This is a genomic window from Streptomyces sp. NPDC046203, assembly GCF_040646255.1.
GTDB lineage: Bacteria > Actinomycetota > Actinomycetes > Streptomycetales > Streptomycetaceae > Streptomyces.
Genome location: NZ_JBEYZX010000016.1, coordinates 49310 through 67429 on the forward strand (window position 1 = coordinate 49310; position 18120 = coordinate 67429).

The 18120-nt window shown below is 73.9% G+C and carries 18 protein-coding genes and 2 tRNA genes; 12 read left to right on the plus strand and 8 right to left on the minus strand.

Annotated elements, in window-relative coordinates:
* Nucleotides 1-20 precede the first annotated feature (20 nt).
* From ABZ990_RS15210 to ABZ990_RS15220, 3 genes are all read left to right on the plus strand, one after another.
* Nucleotides 21-94, plus strand: a tRNA-Met gene (locus ABZ990_RS15210).
* A gap of 204 nt (nt 95-298) precedes the next feature.
* On the plus strand, nt 299-2347 hold the full coding sequence (locus ABZ990_RS15215; RefSeq protein WP_361230906.1) for a tetratricopeptide repeat protein: 2049 nt from the start codon (nt 299-301) through the stop codon (nt 2345-2347).
* A 113-nt stretch (nt 2348-2460) separates the two neighbouring features.
* Nucleotides 2461-2534: transfer RNA gene (locus ABZ990_RS15220), tRNA-Met, on the plus strand.
* A 154-nt stretch (nt 2535-2688) separates the two neighbouring features.
* Here the strand turns inward: ABZ990_RS15220 and ABZ990_RS15225 are convergent.
* From ABZ990_RS15225 to hisN, 3 genes are all read right to left on the minus strand, one after another.
* Nucleotides 2689-3111 (minus strand): Fur family transcriptional regulator, encoded by a 423-nt coding sequence (locus tag ABZ990_RS15225; protein ID WP_361230908.1) that lies wholly within the window; start codon nt 3109-3111, stop codon nt 2689-2691.
* Nucleotides 3112-3370: 259 nt separating this feature from the next.
* On the minus strand, nt 3371-3757 hold the full coding sequence (locus ABZ990_RS15230) for a CBS domain-containing protein (protein WP_361230910.1): 387 nt from the start codon (nt 3755-3757) through the stop codon (nt 3371-3373).
* A 291-nt stretch (nt 3758-4048) separates the two neighbouring features.
* The gene (hisN, locus tag ABZ990_RS15235) at nt 4049-4870 is read right to left on the minus strand and encodes a histidinol-phosphatase (RefSeq protein ID WP_361230912.1); all 822 of its coding nucleotides are present in this window, start codon (nt 4868-4870) and stop codon (nt 4049-4051) included.
* Nucleotides 4871-5001: 131 nt separating this feature from the next.
* Between hisN and ABZ990_RS15240 the strand changes: the two genes are divergently transcribed.
* Nucleotides 5002-5751, plus strand: coding sequence for a TetR/AcrR family transcriptional regulator (locus ABZ990_RS15240; protein ID WP_361230914.1), 750 nt, complete (start codon nt 5002-5004; stop codon nt 5749-5751).
* On the opposite strand, the gene ABZ990_RS15245 is transcribed toward ABZ990_RS15240, so the two are convergent.
* The 4 genes from ABZ990_RS15245 to ABZ990_RS15260 form a co-directional block, all read right to left on the minus strand.
* A complete protein-coding gene (locus ABZ990_RS15245; protein WP_361230916.1) occupies nt 5643-5966 on the minus strand; it encodes a multidrug efflux SMR transporter in 324 nt (107 codons plus the stop codon). The two genes, ABZ990_RS15240 and ABZ990_RS15245, sit on opposite strands and share 109 nt — an antisense overlap.
* A gap of 258 nt (nt 5967-6224) precedes the next feature.
* A complete protein-coding gene (gene rsgA, locus ABZ990_RS15250; RefSeq protein WP_361230918.1) occupies nt 6225-7235 on the minus strand; it encodes a ribosome small subunit-dependent GTPase A in 1011 nt (336 codons plus the stop codon).
* Nucleotides 7236-7238: 3 nt separating this feature from the next.
* On the minus strand, nt 7239-8567 hold the full coding sequence (gene aroA / locus ABZ990_RS15255) for a 3-phosphoshikimate 1-carboxyvinyltransferase (protein WP_361230920.1): 1329 nt from the start codon (nt 8565-8567) through the stop codon (nt 7239-7241).
* A 197-nt stretch (nt 8568-8764) separates the two neighbouring features.
* Nucleotides 8765-9478, minus strand: coding sequence for a M50 family metallopeptidase (locus ABZ990_RS15260; RefSeq protein ID WP_361230922.1), 714 nt, complete (start codon nt 9476-9478; stop codon nt 8765-8767).
* A 48-nt stretch (nt 9479-9526) separates the two neighbouring features.
* On the opposite strand from ABZ990_RS15260, the gene ABZ990_RS15265 reads away from it, so the two are divergent.
* From ABZ990_RS15265 to def, 8 genes are all read left to right on the plus strand, one after another.
* Nucleotides 9527-10348 (plus strand): SOS response-associated peptidase, encoded by an 822-nt coding sequence (locus ABZ990_RS15265; RefSeq protein ID WP_361230924.1) that lies wholly within the window; start codon nt 9527-9529, stop codon nt 10346-10348.
* Between the two features lie 131 nt (nt 10349-10479).
* Nucleotides 10480-11157: an alpha/beta family hydrolase gene (locus ABZ990_RS15270; protein WP_361230926.1), complete on the plus strand. Its 678-nt coding sequence runs from the start codon at nt 10480-10482 to the stop codon at nt 11155-11157.
* Nucleotides 11158-11402: 245 nt separating this feature from the next.
* Entirely contained in the window at nt 11403-12059 is a 657-nt protein-coding gene (locus ABZ990_RS15275; RefSeq protein ID WP_361231033.1) for a sigma-70 family RNA polymerase sigma factor, read from the plus strand.
* Nucleotides 12056-12391, plus strand: a complete 336-nt coding sequence (gene rsrA / locus ABZ990_RS15280; protein ID WP_361230927.1) for a mycothiol system anti-sigma-R factor — start codon at nt 12056-12058, stop codon at nt 12389-12391. The genes ABZ990_RS15275 and rsrA overlap by 4 nt, the downstream gene beginning before the upstream one ends.
* Nucleotides 12392-12646: 255 nt before the next feature.
* Nucleotides 12647-14260 carry an HD-GYP domain-containing protein gene (locus tag ABZ990_RS15285; protein WP_361231035.1) on the plus strand — a complete coding sequence of 538 codons (1614 nt, stop codon included), beginning with the start codon at nt 12647-12649 and terminating at the stop codon, nt 14258-14260.
* Nucleotides 14257-15723 carry a metal-dependent phosphohydrolase gene (locus ABZ990_RS15290; protein ID WP_361230929.1) on the plus strand — a complete coding sequence of 489 codons (1467 nt, stop codon included), beginning with the start codon at nt 14257-14259 and terminating at the stop codon, nt 15721-15723. The genes ABZ990_RS15285 and ABZ990_RS15290 overlap by 4 nt, the downstream gene beginning before the upstream one ends.
* Before the next feature lie 148 nt (nt 15724-15871).
* Nucleotides 15872-16852, plus strand: coding sequence for a hypothetical protein (locus ABZ990_RS15295; RefSeq protein WP_361230931.1), 981 nt, complete (start codon nt 15872-15874; stop codon nt 16850-16852).
* Between the two features lie 81 nt (nt 16853-16933).
* The gene (gene def, locus ABZ990_RS15300; RefSeq protein ID WP_361230933.1) at nt 16934-17590 is read left to right on the plus strand and encodes a peptide deformylase; all 657 of its coding nucleotides are present in this window, start codon (nt 16934-16936) and stop codon (nt 17588-17590) included.
* 25 nt (nt 17591-17615) lie between these two features.
* Here the strand turns inward: def and ABZ990_RS15305 are convergent, their stop codons facing one another.
* Entirely contained in the window at nt 17616-18020 is a 405-nt protein-coding gene (locus ABZ990_RS15305; protein WP_361230935.1) for a DUF2809 domain-containing protein, read from the minus strand.
* Nucleotides 18021-18120 lie beyond the last annotated feature (100 nt).

Genomic DNA, 18120 nt, shown 5'->3' on the forward strand with positions numbered 1-18120 from the left:
TGATACGGTTGGTTCACCGACGCGGGGTGGAGCAGCTCGGTAGCTCGCTGGGCTCATAACCCAGAGGTCGCAGGTTCAAATCCTGTCCCCGCTACTGCAGTCGAGGGCCCGAATCCAATTGGATTCGGGCCCTTGGTGCGTCTCGGGACACACCGTGTCCCCCGAAGGGCGGTACGAGAGAGGCGAGTTGGTGCCAAACGTGTTTCACTTGTCTCTCTGTGGGCATGTCGACAAAACGCTGAAGTGACCTCACGGGCTGCGGTATACCAGGTGTACGCGGGTTGCGGGTGGTGCGACGATGGGTTTTATGGGGGACAGGGCAACTCTGTTGGAGACAGGGCGGTTTGTGCAGCGGCGTGCCGATAACGCCGCAGACGAGATCATCGAGGCCGCGGGGGCCGTCGATGCCACCGTCGGCAGCACCACCGCCGACCACGAGACCGACCACGAGACCGAAGCCGAGACCGAGGCCCGCCACCGCCTCGCCGCCGAGAAGGGCGACGCCGCGGCCATGAGCGTCCTCGGCGCGATGCTGCTGCGCCGCGGGGACCTGGACGGCGCCGAGCCGTTCCTGCGGGCCGCGACCACCCAGGGCGACCGGGCGGCGGCCAACAACCTGGGCGTGCTGCTGCACCAGCGCGGCTACCCGGACGAGGCCGCGGCCTGGTGGCGGGTCGCCGCCGTCGCGGGCTCCGCGCCCGCCGCGCACGCACTCGGCCGGCACCACCGCGAGCGCGGCGACGAGCCGGCCGCCGAGTACTGGCTGCGCCAGTCCGCCGAGCAGGGCCACGCCCTCGGCGCCTTCGCGCTCGCCGATCTGCTCCAGCACCGCAGCGACGTCGGCGCCGAACGCTGGCTGCGCGCCGCGGCCGAGCAGGGCCACCGCGAGGCCGCCTTCCGGCTCGCCCTCGCCCTGGAGCACCGGGCGACGGAACCGGCCCGAGGGCCACACGCGTACGGCCCCGGCGGCGGCCCCGGCACCGGGACCCGGCTGCGCGCGGCCTTCCCGCCGGTCGCCCCCGTCCCGTCCGTCGTGTCCGCCGCGCCCGTCACTCCCGGCGGTGACATCGGTGTCATGCCGCTTCCCCGTACGGGCGAAGCCGCGGCGGACAGCGCCACCGGCAGCAGGCCCGCGGGCGGGCTCGCCGAGGCCGAGCAGTGGTTCCGGCAGGCCGCCGCGCGCGGCCACCGCAAGGCCGCCCTGCACCTCGGCGCGATCCTGGAACAGCGCGGCCAGCTGAAGGAGGCCGGCCGCTGGTACCTGATGTCCGCCAAGGACGGCGAGGCCAAGGCCGCGTGCGCGCTCGGCTTCCTGCTGCGCGACGCGGGCGACGAGGAGAGCGCCGCCGTGTGGTGGCTGCGGGCCGCCCAGGAGGGCGACGGCAACGCCGCCAACGCGCTCGGCGCGCTGCACGCCGCCCGGGGCGAACAGCAGACCGCCGAGCGCTGGTACCGCGCCGCCATGGACGCGGGCGACGTGAACGGCGCGTACAACCTCGGTCTGCTCTGTGCCGCCCAGGAACGCGTCGCCCAGGCCGAGCAGTGGTACCGCCGCGCCGCCTACGCCGGCCACCGCGAGGCGGCCAACGCGCTCGCCGTCCTGCTGCTCCAGGCCGGCGACGCGAACGGCGCCGAACCGTGGTTCTCCAAGGCCGCCGAGGCCGGCAGCGTCGACGCCGCCTTCAACCTCGGCATCCTCTACGCCGGCCGCGACGACGACCGCTCCGCCCTGATCTGGTACGAGCGCGCCGCGGCCGCCGGCCACACCGAGGCCGCGCTCCAGGTCGGCATCGCCTGTCTGCGCGACGGCGACGAGCAGGGCGCCGAACGGCATCTGCGGTGCGCGGCGGGCGGCGGCAGCGCCGAGGCGGCCTACCGGCTCGCCACGGTCCTCGACGCGCGCCGGCCGGCCCCCGGCCCGGTGGTGCTGGGCGCCCCGCGCGCCGAGAAGAGCGAGTGCGAGGAGTGGTACGAGCGGGCCGCGGGCCAGGGCCACCGCCGCGCCCAGGTACGGGTCGGCATGCTCGCCGCCGACCGGGGCGACGTGGCGGAGGCGGCCCGCTGGTACCGGGAGGCGGCCGAGGCGGGCTCCCGCAACGGCGCCTTCAACCTGGGGCTGCTGCTCGCCCGCGAGGGCGGCGAGCGCGAGGCCGCCCTGTGGTGGACCCGCGCCGCCCACGCCGGACACGGCCGGGCCGCGCTCCGGCTCGCCCTGCTCGCCGCCCGGCGCGGGGAGCTGACCGAGGGCCGCCGCTGGTGCGACCGGGCCGTGGAACTGGGCCCGTCCGAGGTCGCCGAGCGGGCGGCCCGGCTGAGCGAGGCCCTGCACCAGGAGCTGACCGCGTGACGCCGGTGCGTGATGCTTGGGACGCGTGTGGCGCGTGTGACGGGCGTGACGTGAGGGTGCCGGGTTACGGATTTGCTCTGGTCGGAGCCGTCCCGTAAGGTTGTGTTCACCGACGCGGGGTGGAGCAGCTCGGTAGCTCGCTGGGCTCATAACCCAGAGGTCGCAGGTTCAAATCCTGTCCCCGCTACTCAGTAGCCGAAGGCCCGGATCGTTTCACACGATCCGGGCCTTCGCCGTTGTCCGGCCCTGTGTGTACGCGTACGCGGCGGGGCGCGGGCGCGTACGAGAAAGGCCCCCGCCGTCGGGCAGGGGCCTTGTTTCCGTTCGGGGAGCGCGTCGCGTCAGACGCCGGCCGCCATGCAGCCGGGGCAGATGCCGCGATAGGTGACCTCGACATCGGAGATCGCGAAGCCGAAGCGCTCGGAGTCGGGGAGGGAGGCCAGCGGGTCGCCCGCCGGGTGCACATCGCGGATCGCGCCACAGCGGGCGCAGACCAGATGCTGGTGCGGGCGGTGGGCGTTGGGGTCGTACCGCTTGGCGCGGCCGTCGGTGGCGACCTCGATCACCTCACCGAGCGTTACCATTTCGCCCAGCGTGTTGTAGACGGTCGCCCGGGAGATCTCCGGGAGCCGTTCCACCGCGCGCGAGTGGACCTCGTCCGCGGTCAGGTGCACATGCTCCCCGTCCAGCACCTCGGCCACGACACGACGCTGCGAGGTCATCCGCCATCCGCGGCCGCGCAGTCGTTCCAACAGGTCACTCATGGGCGTCAGCCTAACAGCCGAGCGGGCTGTTCTTGAATGAGTGTGATTTTGGATACGGGTTCGAGTTGGACTCTGTCCAGAATCTGGGACGCGATGGTGGACGGTGCCGGCGGGCGGTGTCCCGCGTTCGGGTGGCCGGTCCGGCCGTGCGCGGTTGACGGGCTGTACGGGTCGGGGTCCTGGTGGGAGTTCCGGTGGCCGCCGCCGGGCAGCCCCGCGTACCTCCCGGCTCGGGGGTCCAGGAGGTGCGCGGGTGCCGTCAGGCGGCCAGTCGGGCCGGGACCCAGCAGCGGACGATGTCGCGTACGGAGACGATGCCGACCGGCCCGAGGTCGTCGAGCACCACCAGGTGGCGGAAGCCGCCGCGGGTCATCGCCTCCGCGGCCTCCTCCAGGGTCCAGGTCGGCGCCGCGTAGACGACGTCCCGGGTGGTGTGCGCGTCGGCGGTCTCCAGGTCGGGATTGCGGTCCATGCCGATCGCGTCGAGGATGTCGCGCTCGGTGAGGATGCCAAAGCCTCCCGCGTCGCCGTCCTGGACGACGGCGGAGCCGACGCGGCGCGCCGACATCAGACGGGCCGCTTGGCGGAGGGTGTGGGCCGGGCCGATGGTGAGGATCGTGGTAGTCATGGCGTCGCGGACGAACATGGAGGGAACCACCCCCGAATCGTGGCCTTCGAGAACCCGTTCACAAGTTCACAAGTGAAGGGAGTCTCAGATTCGCACCGGGGGGAGAAGGGCGGCAAGGGGGCGCGTGGAGCACCGCGGGAGCGCTGAGGGGCGGCCGGACGGAGCACCGGGCGGATGGGTGGAACACGGACGGTGGAACACGGACGGGCCGCCCCCGGCAGGGGACGGCCCGATCAAAGGTGAACAGTCGCGATCAGGGGCGACCGGAAGTCGGCGGGGCGAACAGGGCGACCGGGGCCGACCTGGTGGTCAGACGAGGTCGGCGTCGTCGGCCGGCCGCTGGTTGAGATAGCTGAGCAGCTCGCCGTGGAGCAGCCCGTTGGACGCCGCCGCGTTCCCGCTGTGCGGGCCGTGTCGTCCGTCGAGCCCGGTGAAGGTGCCGCCGGCCTCCTGGACCACGATCGCCGTCGCCGCCATGTCCCACAGGGACAGTTCCGGCTCCGCGCACAGGTCCACGGCGCCCTCGGCGACCATCATGTACGGCCAGAAGTCGCCGTACGCGCGGGTCCGCCACACCGCGCGCGTGAGGTCGAGGAAACCGTCGAGCCGGCCCCGCTCCTCCCAGCCGCTCAGGCTGGAGTACGCGAACGAGGCGTCCTCCAGGCGCTCCACCTTCGACACCCCGATCCGGGACGCCGAGGCCAGGCTGCGGCCGGTGTACGCTCCGAGCCCCTTCGCCGCCCACCAGCGGCGGCCGAGCGCGGGCGCCGACACCACGCCGACCACCGGCTGGAAACCGGTCTCCCCGGCCTCCATCAGCGCGATCAGGGTCGCCCAAACGGGTACCCCGCGCACATAGTTCTTGGTGCCGTCGATCGGGTCGATCACCCAGCGGCGCGGGCCCGAGCCCTCGACCCCGTACTCCTCGCCGAGGATCGCGTCCCTCGGCCGGGCGCGCTGCAGCTGCCCCCGGATCAGCTCCTCGGCGGCCTTGTCGGCCTCGCTCACCGGAGTCATGTCGGGCTTCGTCTCGACCTTCAGGTCGAGAGCCTGGAACCGGTCCATCGTGGCCGCGTCCGCGGCATCCGCGAGGACATGGGCCAGACGCAGGTCGTCGTGGTAATCGGCCATGCCGGAACTCTATCCCCCGAAGAGCCGCCCCCTGGCCGGGGACCTTGACAGCGGGTGGCCGGCTGCCGACGCTGGGCACGGGTCCGTACGCGCGGATCCGTACGGTCCGGGAGACATTCCGGGAGGCGCTCATGCCGACTGCCCGCGAGGCCCTGCTCGACGCCGCGCTCGACGCGCTCGTGCACCGGCCCTGGTCCGCCGTGCGGATGGCCGACGTGGCCAGGGACGCCCGGGTGTCCCGGCAGACCCTCTACAACGAGTTCGGCAGCAAGGAGGGGCTGGCCCGGGCGCTGGCCCGACGGGAGGCCGACGCCTACCTCCAAGGGGTACGCAGGCTGCTCGCCGCCCCGGCCCCGCCCGCGCGCAATCTGGCCGCCGTCGCCGAGTGGACCGTGGTGCGCGCCGCCGAACGACCGCTGCTGCGCGCCCTGCTCACCGATGCCTGGAGCGACCGGCTGCCCCGGCCCCGCCCGGTCCGGGCCGGGGCCAGGGCCGCGCCCCTGCCCGCCCAGCGGCGGGCCGACGAGGGGCCGCCCGCGCCCGGCGAACTGGTCGCCGAGGCCGCGGCCTCGGCGGGGGAGCGGTGGGCGGCGGGCTGTGAGCTGGCCGTACGGCTGGCGCTCAGTCATGTGGTGGCGCCGGCCGTCCCCTGGAGCGCGCAAGGGGTGCCGGGCTCACCGGGCTCACCGGGCTCACCGGGTACGCGAGGCCCACAGGGCGCGCTGGGCACTTCGCGGTCCCAGGGCGCGTTGGGCGCGGCGGGCCGGGACGGTCAGTGCGCGGAGCCGGAGAGCTGGAGCCCGACCACGCCCACGATGACCAGCGTGATCGAGACGATCTTGAGCGTGGACACTACGTCGCCCAGGAAGATCATTCCGTAGATCGCCGTTCCGGCCGCCCCGATCCCGGTCCACACCGCGTACGCCGGACCCACGTCCAGCCGTCGCAGCGCCAGGGTCAGCAGGCCGAAGCTGCCGAGCGCGAAGGACGCGAACGCGATCGTCGGCCACAGCCGGGTGAAGCCGTGCGAGAGCTTCAGGCAGACCGCGAAGCCCGTCTCCAGGAATCCGGCGATCACCACCAGCAGCCACGCCATCGTCAGTGCCTCCCACGCCTCGGTGGCCGCTCCGCCACTCGAATCCCGTGGCTCACTCGGCTCACTTGGTGCGATTATGCACTTACCAGCCGTGGCGGCCCGCAAACGTGCGCGATTCCGCCGCGACTTCGGTGACGGGGGTCCGATGCCCCGTCAGCCCGGTCGGCGGACACCCCGGCAAGGCGGACACCCCGGCACCCCGGCACCCCGACAAGCGGACAGCCCGTCAGCCAGACCCGCCGCCGGCCCCACGAGGGATCAGTCGCCCTCGCGCCGCTCCCGGGTGGCGAGCAGCCGCCGCAGCGACACCAGCCGCGCCGGATCGGCGTGCCCCGCCTCGACCCAGGCGTCCAGCGCGCAGTCCGGCTCGTCGTGGCTGCACGCGCGCGGGCACTCCTCCGTACCTGCCTCCAGGTCGGGGAAGGCGTGGATGACCCGGGACGGGTCGATGTGCGCGAGCCCGAAGGACCGGACACCCGGGGTGTCGACCACCCAGCCCTCGGCCTTGTCCAGCGGCAGCGCGAGCGCCGAGGTCGTGGTGTGCCGGCCACGGCCGGTCACCGCGTTCACATGACCGGTGATCCGCCGCCGCTCCTCCGGGACCAGCGCGTTCACCAGCGTCGTCTTGCCCACACCCGAATGGCCCACGAACGCGGTGACCCGGCCGTCCAGATAGGTGCGCACCCGATCCGCCGCCCCGCCGTCGTACAGCTCGTCGCGGTTGACGACCACGTACGGGATGTCCAGATCGCCGTACAGCTCAAGGAGCTCCGACGGCGGCGCGAGGTCCGACTTGGTCAGCACCAGGAAGGGTTCGAGCCCGCCGTCGTACGCCGCCACCAGACAGCGGTCGATCAGCCTCGGCCGGGGCTCGGGGTCGGCCAGGGCCGTGACGATCGCCAGCTGGTCGGCGTTGGCGACGACCACCCGCTCGTACGGATCGTCGTCGTCGGCCGTCCGGCGCAGCACCGAGCTGCGCTCGCCGATCCGCACGATCCGCGCCAGGGTGTCCTTCTCCCCGGACAGATCGCCCACCAGGGAGACCCGGTCGCCCACCACCGCGGCCTTGCGGCCCAGCTCGCGGGCCTTCATCGCGAAGATGATCCGGTCGTCGACCAGACAGGTCAGCCGGCCCCGGTCGACGGTGAGGACCATGCCCTCGACGGCGTCCTCGTGCTTCGGGCGGATGTTCGTACGGGGGCGGCTTCCCTTGCGGTTGGGCCGCTGGCGGATGTCGTCCGCGTCGGTGTGCTTGCCGTAACGCCGCATGACTCAGACCCCGAGCATTTCGGTCCACATCGTCGGGAAGTCGGGCAAGGTCTTCTCGGTCGTCTTCACGTTCTCGATCTCCACGTCCTTCACGGCCAGACCGAGGATCGCGCCCGCGGTCGCCATCCGGTGGTCGTGGTACGTGTGGAACACGCCGCCGCGCAGCGGGCGCGGGCGGATGTGCAGTCCGTCCTCGGTCTCGGTGACATCGCCGCCGAGCCCGTTGATCTCCCGGGTGAGGGCCGCGAGCCGGTCCGTCTCGTGCAGCCGCAGATGGGCCACCCCGCGCAGGGTCGAGGGGGAGTCGGCGAGCGCGGCGACGGCGGCGATGCCGGGGGTCAGCTCGCCGACCTCGCCGAGGTCGACGTCGATGCCGTGGATCCGGCCGGTGCCCGTGAAGGTCAGCCCCGCCTCGGTCAGCTCGCAGGAGCCGCCCATCGAGGTGAAGATCTCCCGCAGCGCGTCACCGGGCTGGGTGGTGTGGGCCGGCCAGTCCGGCACGGTGACCCGGCCGCCGGTGACCAGCGCCGCCGCCAGGAAGGGCTGGGCGTTCGACAGGTCCGGCTCCACGACCAGGTCGCGGCCGCGCAGCGCGGACGGGGCGACCCGCCACACGTCGGGCTCGCCGCCGTGCTCCGGCTCGTCGACCCGCGCGCCGGCCGCCCGCAGCATGTCCACCGTCATCCGGATGTGCGGCATCGACGGCAGCCGGCCGCCGACGTGCCGGACCTCGACGCCCTGGTTGAACCGCGCGCCCGACAGCAGCAGCGCGCTGACGAACTGCGAGGACGAGGAGGCGTCGATCTCGACGACCCCGCCCTCCAGCGCGCCGGTGCCGTGCACGGTCATCGGCAGCGCGCCGCGCCCGTCGTCGTCGATCCGGGCGCCGAGCGCGCGCAGCGCGTCGATGACCCCGTGCAGCGGACGCTCGTGCGAGCGCGGGTCGCCGTCGAAGCGGACCGGGCCGTCGGCGAGCGCCGCGACCGGCGGCAGGAAGCGCATGACCGTACCGGCGTTGCCGACGTCCACCGTCGCCGGGCCGCGCAGCCCGGCCGGAACGATCCGCCAGGCCTCGCCGCTGCCGTCCGGGCCGACGCCCTCCTCGATCCGTACGCCGAGGGTGCGCAGCGCCTCCGCCATCAGCAGGGTGTCGCGCGAGCGCAGCGGGCGGCGCAGCCAGCCCGGCTCGGCGGCCAGGGCGGCGAGTACCAGGGCCCGGTTGGTGACCGACTTCGACCCGGGCACGGTGACGGTGGCGTCGACGGCGCCGTCCGCGTACGGGGCGGGCCACAGGCCGGTCAGGGGATCGGTGGACACAGGGCTATCGGTCATGTCCTTAACTCTACGGGGGCACCCCTCACCCGCGGCACGCCGAGCGCCACTGTCCGTGCCCGCCGTCCGAGGGGGGGCGGGCCCCGTTCCCCGCGCCGTGCCGCGTCGTGTCGCGTCGTGTCGCGTCGTGCCGCGCCGCGCCGTCAGGTGCCGCCCGTGCCTCCCCCGGTACCTCGGAGGCGTGCCTCCCCCGTACCTCAGAGGCCGAGCAGCCACCGCCCGCCGCCGATCAGGCAGCAGAGCGAGACGGCGTGGAAGAAGAACAGCCACAGGGTGGGCGGCACATGGGTGAGCCGGCCGAGCTGGTCGGCGTCGGAGTCGCCGCCGCCCTCGCGCCGCCGCTGGGCCTGGAGCTCGAAGGCCGGGCGGACCCCGCCGATCAGCAGGAACCAGACCACCGCGTACGCGAAGACAGCCTGCACGTCCGGGCCGGCGTACGCGAGGAACAGATTGAACGCGCCGCCGACCAGCAGCACGGTGAGGATCCCGAAGAGGTTGCGGACCATCATCAGCAGCGCCACCAGGAGGAGCGTGGCCAGCCACAGCAGCAGGACCGGCCGGTGCGTGCCGAGCAGCGCGGCGCCGCCGAGGCCGAGCAGCGGGGCGGCGGTGTAGCCGGCGGCGGCCGTGAGGATCATGCCGAGACCGGTGGGCTTGCCGCGCGAGACGGTGAGACCGCTGGTGTCCGAGTGCAGCCGGATCGACTGCAGCCGGCGGCCGGTCAGCACGGCTATCAGCCCGTGGCCGCCCTCGTGGGCGATGGTGATCGCGTTGCGGGACAGCCGCCAGAGCGGCCGGGGCACCACCACGACGAGCGCCGCGACCGCCGTGGCGATCACGATCCACGACTCGGGCGCGGGCTGGGTGACGAAGAGAAGACCGGGCAGGTGATCGGGCGTCTGAGCGGGCATGTGAGGAAGGCTCTCGGTGGAGGGCGGGACCGTGGCAGTGTGGCACTCATGTGCGGACGGTATGCGGCGAGCAGGCGCCCCGAGGACCTGGCGGACACCTTCGGGGTCGAGCGGTGGGACCCGCAGGAGACCCTGGCCCCCGACTGGAACGTGGCCCCCACCAAGGAGGTGTACGCGGTCCTGGAACGCCCCCTCAAGGGCGAGGACGCGGACCCGCGGCGGCCGGTTCGGCAGATGAGGGTGCTGAAGTGGGGGCTCGTCCCGTCCTGGGCGAAGACCCCCGAGGGCGCCGCCCGGCTCATCAACGCGCGCGCCGAGACCGTGCACGAGAAGCCCTCCTTCAAGCAGGCCTTCGCCACCCGGCGCTGCATCCTGCCCGCCGACGGTTATTACGAGTGGGTGACCGGCGCCGACGAGCGGGAGCTGGAGGTCGAGGGCAGGCGGAAGCGGGCCCGGAAGCAGCCGTACTTCGTGACCCCGGCCGACGGCTCCGTCTTCGCGATGGCCGGACTGTTCGAGTTCTGGCGGGACCGGACGCTGCCCGACGGCCATCCGGCGGCCTGGTGGGCGACCTGCTCGGTGGTCACCACGGAGGCGGAGACCGGGCCGCTCGCCGTCGCCCCCGCCGAGGGCCCGGGCTCGCTCGCCGAGATCCACCCCCGGATGCCGCTGATGCTGACCCCGGACCGCTGGGACGCCTGGCTCGACCCCACGTGCACCGATCCGGAGGAGGTACGGGCGCTGCTCGCGGCCCCGCCCGAGGGGCTGATGCGGGCCTTCCCGGTGGGGACGGCGGTCAGCAACGTCCGCAACAACGGGCCCGAGCTGCTGACGGAACTGGACGGGCCGGAGGTCGGCACGCTCTTCTGACGCGTACCTCCTTACGTACGCCAGGCAGCCCGTGCACCTCCGGACGTACGCCAGGCAGCCCGTGCGCCTCCGGCCCCCGGCGGACGGTGTCCCTCCGTCCGCGTTCGCGCCGGTCACGGCAGGATGAGCGGGTGACCGAGACCGACAGCACCACCGCGAGCGGACGGACGGGCCCCGCGCCCCGGACCGAGACCGTGCCCACCGACGCCGGGGACGCCCGGATCACCTGGATCGACGCGAAGAAGCCGTGGACCGTGCTCGCCGTGAGCCATGGCGCGGGCGGCGGCATCGAGGCCCGCGACCTCCGGGCGCTCGCCGCCGCGCTGCCCGCCGAAGGCGTGACCGTGGCCCTGGTCGAGCAGCCCTGGCGGGTGGCCGGCAAGAAGGTCGCGCCCGCCCCGAAGACCCTCGACACCGGCTGGCGGGGCCTGTGGCCCGCGCTCACCGCCCCCGGCCTGCCGGTGATCGCGGGCGGGCGCAGCGCCGGGGCCCGGGTCGCCTGCCGGACCGGAGCCGAGCTGGGGGCGAGCGCCGTCCTCGCCCTGAGTTTCCCGCTGCACCCGCCGGGCAAGCCGGAGAAGTCCCGAGGTGACGAACTCCTCGGCACGGGCCTGCCGACGCTCGTGGTGCAGGGCGGCAACGATCCGTTCGGCAAGCCCGCCGAGTTCCCGGACGGCCCCCACACCCTCGCCGAGGTCCCGTACGGCGATCACGGATTCGCCGTGCCCAAGCGCGCCCCGCTCGGCCAGGACGAGGCCCTTCAGACGCTCGTCCGCGCCGTTTCCGGCTGGATCGCCGGCCTCCGCTGACCCCGGGAATGCCGGGGGCGCACGGGCTGTTGTGACGGACGTCGGTGTGTGAGAGCCAGAAGGAAGAGGGAGACCGCCGCATGGGTTCGACCATCTGCCACGAGCGCCCCAAGGCCACGGACCTGGAGTGGACCGTGCTGCCGGCGGTGCGTACCGCCCCTGTTCGGGCGGCGGGCGATGTGGATCCTCGTCTATCCTCCGAAGCGAGCGGACCCGCGTTCGGGTCCGCCGTGGCTCTGGAGGAGGTGGGTCCGGTCACCGGGACGGACACAGGGACGGGCGACGGTCCCGAGGAGACGACCGCCGAGCGCAACGCGCGTTTCGAACGGGACGCCCTCGGCTACCTCGACCAGATGTACTCGGCCGCGCTGCGGATGACGCGCAACGCGGCGGACGCCGAGGACCTGGTCCAGGAGACCTACGCGAAGGCCTACGGGTCCTTCCACCAGTTCCGTGAGGGCACGAACCTCAAGGCGTGGCTCTACCGCATCCTCACGAACACCTTCATCAACTCCTACCGGAAGAAGCAGCGCGAGCCCCAGCGCTCCGCCGCCGAGGAGATCGAGGACTGGCAGCTCGCCCGCGCCGAGTCGCACATGTCGACCGGACTGCGCTCCGCCGAGTCCCAGGCGCTCGACCACCTCCCGGACTCCGACGTCAAGGCGGCACTCCAGGCGATCCCCGAGGAATTCCGCATCGCGGTCTACCTCGCGGATGTGGAGGGCTTTGCCTACAAGGAGATCGCCGACATCATGGGGACACCCATCGGTACGGTGATGTCCCGACTGCACCGGGGACGCCGCCAGCTGCGCGGCATGCTCGAGGACTACGCGCGCGATCGCGGGCTGGTACCCGCGGGCTCCGGAGAGTCGTCGCACGATCTGAAAGGTTCGGCCTCATGAGCTGCGGAGAGCCGCACGAGACGGACTGTTCCGAGATCCTCGACCATCTCTACGAGTTCCTCGACCATGAGATGCCGGACAACGACTGCACCAAGTTCGAGGTGCACTTCGAGGAGTGCTCCCCCTGCCTGGAGAAGTACGGTCTCGAACAGGCCGTGAAGAAGCTGGTCAAGCGCTGCTGCGGCAGTGACGACGTACCGGTGGACCTGCGCGCCAAAGTGATGGGGCGGATCGAGCTGATCCGTACCGGGCACCAGATCCCCGAGACGGACGTCGTCGCGACGACGGACGCCGCCGCCCAGACGGCCGAGCCGACCCCACAGGAGCACTGAGCTCCTCCGCCCTCCCAGGGCATCCGGTACGGCTCAGAGCATCCGGTACATCCAGTACGGCTAGGCACCGCGCGGTTCCGCGCGAGCGGCCTTCCGTGGCCTCCCGCCGTACCACCGGACACCACGACAGAACCACAGGCCGGGCGAGTCCTTCGCCCGGCCTGTCACGTTCCCGCCGCCCCTGTCACCCGAAGGTGCGAATCGGGTCCGGCGCGCCACGACGCGCCACCCCCACTCACTAGCGTGGCGCGGGTGATGGGCGTGGAGGTCGTTCCGCGCGGGAGGAGTGTCCCGCGCATCGCACGCGGCTACGTCGGCAGCGCCGTACTCGCCGCCGGCGCCGCCGTGCTGCCCGCGTTACGCCCCGGCGCGGCCACCCCCTGGGCCACCGTGCTGCCGCTCGCCGCGCTCTACGCCGCGTGCGAGCTGCCCGCCCGCTGCCCGCGGCTCCGCCGGGCGTACGCGAACGGCGAGGACGGCCGGGGCCGGCTGCCCGCCTGTCTCGGCGCGGGCTCCTTCTTCCCCGTGCTGCTGGCCGCGGCGCTGCTGCTCCCGCCGTCCGCCGCCGCGCTCACCGCCGTCCCCGGTGCCCTGCTCGCCCCGGTCGACGAGCCGCCTGTCGCCCTGCGCCGCCTCTGGCGGGCCGCCCGGCTCGTCCTCGCCGTCTGGGCCTCGGCCCGCGTCGGACAGTTCCTGCCGTGCCACGACGCGCTCGGACCGGGCCTCGTCGTCCCCGACTTCCCGTACGTCCTGCTGCCCTCCGGGGCCACGGCGCTCGCCTTCAGTCTGGCGCTCACCGCCCTCGACGGCGGCATCCGCGCCACCGTCGAGGCGGTCCCGCCGCACGCCGCCTGGCGCGGACTGCTCGGCCGGTCCCTCGCCCCGCACGCCGTGCACACCCTGGCCGGCCTGATGATGGCCGTGCTCTGGCGCAGCGACTACGGGCCGGTGGCCGCCGTCTTCGTCCTGCTGCCGGTGTCGGTCTCCTGCTGGGCCTTCGCCCAGTACCACCGCGAGCGGGCCGCCCACCAGGCCACCATCCGGGCCCTGGTGCAGGCCGTCGACATCAAGGACAGCTACACCCGAGGCCACAGCGAACGCGTCGGACGCGCCTCCGTCCTCATCGCCGAGGAGCTCGGCATGCCCGAGCCCCGTCTGGAGGTCGTCCGCTTCGCCGGGGTCCTGCACGACGTCGGCAAGCTCGGCGTGCCGACCCGGGTCCTCAGCAAGGACGGGCCGCTCACCACCGAGGAGCGCCGGATCATCGAACTGCACCCCGAGTACGGCCACGAGATGGTCCGCGGCATCGGCTTCCTCGGCGAGGCCCGCAGCGCGATCCTGCACCACCACGAGCATCTGGACGGCAGCGGCTATCCGTACGGCCTCAAGGGCGACCAGATCCCCGAGTACGCGCGCGTGGTCGCCGTCGCCGACGCCTTCGACGCCATGACCTCCACCCGCTCCTACCGCCGGGCCCGCCCCGTCGAGGCCGCCCTCGCCGAGCTGGAGCGGTGCGCGGGCACCCAGTTCGACCCCCATATGGTCGCCGCGCTCGCCCGCGCGCTGGAGCGGCACGGCTGGCAGACCGAGGTCACCGCCGACGAGACCGCCGTCCCCACCCCGCGCCCGCCCGAGCCCGCGGGGCCGCGCCCGGCGGAGCCCGTACCGCCCGGTTCCGGTTCTGTTCCCGGCCCGGGCCCCGCCTCCGGTTCCGTTCCCGGCCCGGCTTCCGGTTCCGGCCCCGCCTCCGGTTCCGTGCCCGGCCCCGCCTCCGGCGCCTCGGCCTCCGGCCCGGACGCCCCGGAGACTCCGGAAGCGCCGTCCGCCGCCGCACCGGATCCCGCGTCCCTCCAGGAGGAGCGGGCGTGAGGCCCCGCCCCGGACGGCCCGGCCGCCTCACCATCGGCGCCGTCCACACCGGCGCCCTGCTGCTCACCCTCGGCGGCCTCGGCAGCGCCCTGGCCGGCGGCCTCGACGACCCTGTCACCGCCCTCGCCTTCGCCGCCCTCATCGGCCTCGGCGAGCTCACCCGCCGGGCCGGGATCGCCACCGCCACCCTGCCTGGCCTCGGCGAGCCCCGGGAACGCGACCCCGCCCCGACGACCGCCGCCGCCTCCCTCGCGTACGCCCTGCTCGGCGGGAACGCCGGACATCCCACCCACCACGGCGTCCTCCAGACCGTCGCCATCGTGGCCCCGGCGGCGCTCCTCGGCGCCCTGCCGCACGTCCTGCGCGGCCGGGGCCCGGAACTCGACCACCTGGCCCGGGGCATCCTGAGCGTCGGTTTCGCGGCCCTCTGTTTCCAGCCGTTCTCCGCCGGGAGCCCGCTCGCGGCCCGGCTCGGCCAGGGCCCCTCGTACGCCCTCCTGCTCCTCTTCCTGTTGCTCCTGACCGCGCTGTGCGACGCCGTCCTCGCCGCCCTGCTGCGCCGGGCCCGCTCCGCCGCCCGCCGCGCCCCGCGCGCCGCCGGCGCCACCCCCGTCCCGGCCGCCCCCTTCGCCCCGCTGCTCCGCGACGAACTGCGCGGACTGGTCGGCATCGGCTCCGCGGTCTGCGCCACCGGCGCCGTCATGGCCCTCGGCGTGGCCGTCGTCGGGCTGTGGGCGCTGCCCGTCTTCGCCGTACCGCTGCTGCTCGCCCAGGTCTCCTTCCGCCGGTTCGCCGCCGTGCGCACCACCAACCGCGAGACCATCGCCTCGCTCGCCCGCGCCACCGAGGTCGCCGGCTGCACCCGCCCCGGGCACGCCCACCGGGTCGCCGCGCTCAGCCGGGCCGTGGGCCGGGAGCTGGGTCTGGCCGGGGCGGAGCTGACGGTGCTCGCCTACGCGGCGCTCATGCACGACATCGGACAGCTCTCGCTCGTCGATCCCGTGGCCGGCGGCGCCACCGCCCCGCTGCCGCCCGCCGAGCAGCGCCGGATCGCGCTGCTCGGCGGGGCCGTGGTCCGGCAGACCGGTGTCCCGCCCCAGGTCGCCGTCGTCGTGGAGCGGCAGGCCGACCCGTACCGGGAGCAGCCGCTCGCGGCCCGGATCGTCCGGGTCGTCAACGCGTACGACGAGCTGGCCGCCGACGGTGCGGGCGGCGCGGGCGGTGCCGACGGTGCGGGCGGCGGGCCCACCGCCCTGGAACGGCTGCGGCTCGGCACCGCCCGCGACTACCACCCCGACGTGGTCGAGGCGCTGGCCCGGGTCCTGGCCCGGGGCGGCCCGGCGACCGCCGCCGAGGCCGGAACCGCGACCGCCGCCGCTGCGGCCGGATCGGGTAGGACGGACGGGGCGGACGGGACGGACGGGGTCGCCGAGACCGCCGGGACCCCTGCGGCGACCGCGTGACGGAGCCGCCCGGACACCCTCCGCCACCACCGTCGTGCAAGGGGCGTCGGCCCTGTCCCACCGGGGTAACCCACGGGTAATGAGCGCGCGTCCGACCGGGCATGGTTGGATGCGAACAAGAGGGTGAAGCGACCGGCAGGCGGGAATCGTGAGGATCTTCGGGAAGGTACGGCATCGGCCCTCCGCCTCGTGGCGGCAGGCCACCGACCGGGCGTTCACGCTGATCGGGGACGGCCGGTACGAGGACGCGGGCGCCCTGCTGACGCGTGCGGCGGACCTGGAGCCCTGGCTCTCCGAGTCCTGGTTCAACCTGGCCCTGCTGCACAAGTTCCGGCACGACTGGGAGCAGGCGCGGACCGCGGGCCTGCGGGCCGTCGCGCTGCTCGACAAGGAGAACGGCGCCCCGGACTGGTGGAACGTGGGCATCGCCGCCACCGCCCTCCAGGACTGGCCGCTGGCCCGCCGTGCCTGGCAGGCGTACGGCCTCAAGGTGCCCGGCGCCTCCGCCGGCACCGGCGAGCCGGCCGGCATGGAACTCGGCAGCGCGGCCGTGCGGCTTTCCCCGGAGGGCGAGGCCGAGGTCGTCTGGGGCCGCCGGCTCGACCCGGCCCGGATCGAGGTGCTGTCGATCCCGCTGCCGTCGTCCGGGCGGCGCTGGGGCGAGGTCGTGCTGCACGACGGCGTACCCAACGGCGAGCGCACCACCAGCGCCGGACCCGCCTACCCGGTCTTCGACGAGATCGAGCTGTGGGCCCCGTCCCCCGTCCCCACCTGGGTGGTGCTCCTGGAGGCCGCCACCGAGGCCGACCGGGACGCCCTGGAACAGCTGGCCGCCGACGCCGGCTTCGCCGCCGAGGACTGGTCGTCCTCCGTGCGGCTGCTGTGCCGCGCCTGCTCCGAGTCGACGATGCCCAGCGCCGAGGGCGAGGGCGAGCACCTGGACCCGCACGATCACAGCGAACCGGGCCACCCCGGCCCGCTCGGCCACCGCTCGCCCGGCGAGCTGTGGGTCCCCGAACGCGAATGCGGCATCGCCGCCCCGGCGAGCCTGGTCCGCGGGCTGCTCGACGGCTGGGTCGCGGACAGCCCGGACAGCCGGGAATGGCGTGATCTGGAGGAAGTCTGCTGACCGCTCCCCGTAGGCTGTACTCCGGCCCCGCGACCAGCCGTCGGGGGCGGACCGGTTCGAGGAAGAGGGCGTACGGCCGAGATGTCGCAGCAGGGCACTGAGCAGGAGCAGGGACCGATGGGCGTGTACGACGTCGACAACGAGGGCTTCATCGTCGACACCGAGGACACCGACGCCCGCGAGGCGGCCCACCGCGAGCGCGGGACCTCGCGCCCCATCACGGTCGTCGGCAACCCCGTGCTGCACCGGGAGTGCAAGGACGTCACCGAGTTCGGCGACGAGCTGGCGACGCTGATCGACGACATGTTCACCAGCCAGCGCACCGCCGAGGGCGTCGGCCTCGCCGCCAACCAGATCGGCGTCGACCTGAAGGTCTTCGTCTACGACTGCATGGACGACGAGGGCACCCGCCACGTCGGCCATGTGATCAACCCGGTCCTCGTCGACCTGCCGGCCGACCACCGCATCCTCGACGAGTCCAACGAGGGCTGCCTGTCGGTCCCGACCGCCTACGCGGCCCTGGCGCGCCCGGACTACGCCGAGGTGACCGGGCAGGACATGCTCGGCAACCCGATCAAGGTCCGCGGCACCGGCTACTTCGCCCGCTGCCTCCAGCACGAGACGGACCACCTGTACGGGTTCCTGTACATCGACAAGCTCTCCAAGCGCGACCGCAAGGACGCCCTGCGGCAGATGGCCGAGGGCACCCCGCGCTACCCGGTCGTCGCCAACGACTGACCCTCAATCCCTCAATCCCTCGCTTCTACGCGCTGTGCGCGTTCTCAAGCGACTCACGCGCGTGTACGGCGCGGTGGACGGCCCAGCCGACCGCCGCGCCGCTCGCGTACCAGAGCAGATCCGGCGCGTTGAACGACGTACCGAGCACCAGGCGCGCGAGCGTGCTGCGCGCGGCCAGGTCCGCCGGGACGCCGGTCAGCTGGAACAGCTCCACCGCGCAGCTGAACCCGAGCGCGGTCCACGCGGCGACGGCCGGCCGCACCCGGGGCGCGACCAGCACCACCAGGGTCAGGACGAGGACCGTGTAGAGCGCGTCCCCCGCGTACTTGGCGACGGCGCCCGAGCCCACGGCCCTGACGCCGAGCCCGGCGGCGACGGTGAGCAGGGCGGCGCAGCACGCCATGAGCCGGAGGCGCAGGAGAGTTCCCATGCCGGGGACCCTACGGGGAGCGGGCGCGGGACCCGCTACCCGGCCCTGGACGTCCGGACCTGACCGTCCGGTTCTTGAACGGTCCGCCCTGACTGCCCGG

Excerpts from the sequence above, each read along its gene's own strand:
- ABZ990_RS15215 (WP_361230906.1), top strand. The coding sequence starts at position 299 with ATGGGTTTTATGGGGGACAGGGCAACTCTGTTGGAGACAGGGCGGTTT.
- ABZ990_RS15225 (WP_361230908.1), bottom strand. The coding sequence starts at position 3,111 with ATGAGTGACCTGTTGGAACGACTGCGCGGCCGCGGATGGCGGATGACC.
- ABZ990_RS15230 (WP_361230910.1), bottom strand. The coding sequence starts at position 3,757 with ATGTTCGTCCGCGACGCCATGACTACCACGATCCTCACCATCGGCCCG.
- hisN (WP_361230912.1), bottom strand. The coding sequence starts at position 4,870 with ATGGCCGATTACCACGACGACCTGCGTCTGGCCCATGTCCTCGCGGAT.
- ABZ990_RS15240 (WP_361230914.1), top strand. The coding sequence starts at position 5,002 with ATGCCGACTGCCCGCGAGGCCCTGCTCGACGCCGCGCTCGACGCGCTC.
- ABZ990_RS15245 (WP_361230916.1), bottom strand. The coding sequence starts at position 5,966 with ATGGCGTGGCTGCTGGTGGTGATCGCCGGATTCCTGGAGACGGGCTTC.
- rsgA (WP_361230918.1), bottom strand. The coding sequence starts at position 7,235 with ATGCGGCGTTACGGCAAGCACACCGACGCGGACGACATCCGCCAGCGG.
- aroA (WP_361230920.1), bottom strand. The coding sequence starts at position 8,567 with ATGACCGATAGCCCTGTGTCCACCGATCCCCTGACCGGCCTGTGGCCC.
- ABZ990_RS15260 (WP_361230922.1), bottom strand. The coding sequence starts at position 9,478 with ATGCCCGCTCAGACGCCCGATCACCTGCCCGGTCTTCTCTTCGTCACC.
- ABZ990_RS15265 (WP_361230924.1), top strand. The coding sequence starts at position 9,527 with ATGTGCGGACGGTATGCGGCGAGCAGGCGCCCCGAGGACCTGGCGGAC.
- rsrA (WP_361230927.1), top strand. The coding sequence starts at position 12,056 with ATGAGCTGCGGAGAGCCGCACGAGACGGACTGTTCCGAGATCCTCGAC.
- ABZ990_RS15285 (WP_361231035.1), top strand. The coding sequence starts at position 12,647 with ATGGGCGTGGAGGTCGTTCCGCGCGGGAGGAGTGTCCCGCGCATCGCA.
- def (WP_361230933.1), top strand. The coding sequence starts at position 16,934 with ATGTCGCAGCAGGGCACTGAGCAGGAGCAGGGACCGATGGGCGTGTAC.
- ABZ990_RS15305 (WP_361230935.1), bottom strand. The coding sequence starts at position 18,020 with ATGGGAACTCTCCTGCGCCTCCGGCTCATGGCGTGCTGCGCCGCCCTG.